Here is a 1,383-nt window from a genome sequence, read left to right on the forward strand (position 1 = left end):
CGACGTGATCGAGCTGTTGGCCGTCGACAGACCCGTCGAGGTCGAAGTCGACAGCGACGTGATGGAGCTGTTAGCCGTGGACAGACCCGTCGAAGTCGACGTGGACAGCGACGTGATCGAGCTGTTGGCCGTCGACAGACCCGTCGAGGTCGAAGTCGACAGCGACGTGATGGAGCTGTTGGCCGACGACAGACCCGTCGAGGTCGAAGTCGACAGCGACGTGATGGAGCTGTTAGCCGTGGACAGGCCAGTCGAAGTCGAGGTCGACAGCGACGTGATCGAGCTGTTAGCCGTCGACAGACCGGTCGAGGTCGAGGTCGAGAGCGACGTGATCGAGCTGTTGGCCGTCGACAGACCGGTCGAAGTCGACGTGGACAGCGACGTGATGGAGCTGTTGGCCGACGACAGACCCGTCGAAGTCGAGGTCGACAACGACGTGATCGAGCTGTTGGCCGTCGACAGACCGGTCGAAGTCGAGGTCGAGAGCGACGTGATCGAGCTGTTGGCCGTGGACAGACCGGTCGAAGTCGAGGTCGAAAGCGACGTGATGGAGCTGTTAGCCGTGGACAGCCCCGTCGAAGTCGAGGTCGAGAGCGACGTAATCGAGCTGTTGGCCGTGGACAGACCCGTCGAAGTCGAGGTCGAGAGCGACGTAATCGAGCTGTTGGCCGTGGACAGACCCGTCGAAGTCGACGTGGACAGCGACGTGATCGAGCTGTTAGCCGTGGACAGGCCCGTCGAAGTCGAGGTCGAGAGCGACGTGATGGAGCTATTGGCCGTGGACAGACCCGTCGAAGTCGAGGTCGAGAGCGACGTGATCGAGCTGTTGGCCGTGGACAGGCCGGTCGAAGTCGACGTGGACAGCGACGTGATCGAGCTGTTGGCCGTCGAAAGACCCGTCGAAGTCGAGGTCGACAACGACGTGATCGAGCTGTTGGCCGTCGACAGACCGGTCGACGTCGAGGTCGAGAGCGACGTGATCGAGCTGTTAGCCGTGGACAGGCCGGTCGACGTCGAGGTCGAGAGCGACGTGATGGAGCTGTTGGCCGACGACAGACCGGTCGACGTCGAGGTCGAGAGCGACGTGATGGAGCTGTTGGCCGTCGACAGACCGGTCGAAGTCGAGGTCGAGAGCGACGTGATCGAGCTATTAGCCGTGGACAGGCCCGTCGACGTCGAAGTCGAAAGCGACGTGATCGAACTGTTAGCCGTGGACAGGCCGGTCGAGGTCGACGTGGACAACGACGTGATCGAGCTGTTGGCCGTGGACAGGCCGGTCGAAGTCGACGTGGACAGCGACGTGATCGAGCTGTTAGCCGTCGAAAGACCGGTCGAAGTCGAGGTCGACAGCGACGTGATCGAGCTGTTGGCCGTCGACAGATC

The 1,383-nt window shown here is 62.3% G+C and carries 1 protein-coding gene; it reads left to right on the forward strand.

Features of this window, described 5'->3' with window-relative positions; translation table 11 throughout:
- On the forward strand, window positions 1-1,383 hold a 1,383-nt coding region (locus tag WT53_RS33960), incomplete at both ends, for a hypothetical protein (protein WP_218921420.1).

It is taken from the genome of Burkholderia sp. MSMB2157WGS, from assembly GCF_001532755.1.
Classification (GTDB): domain Bacteria; phylum Pseudomonadota; class Gammaproteobacteria; order Burkholderiales; family Burkholderiaceae; genus Burkholderia.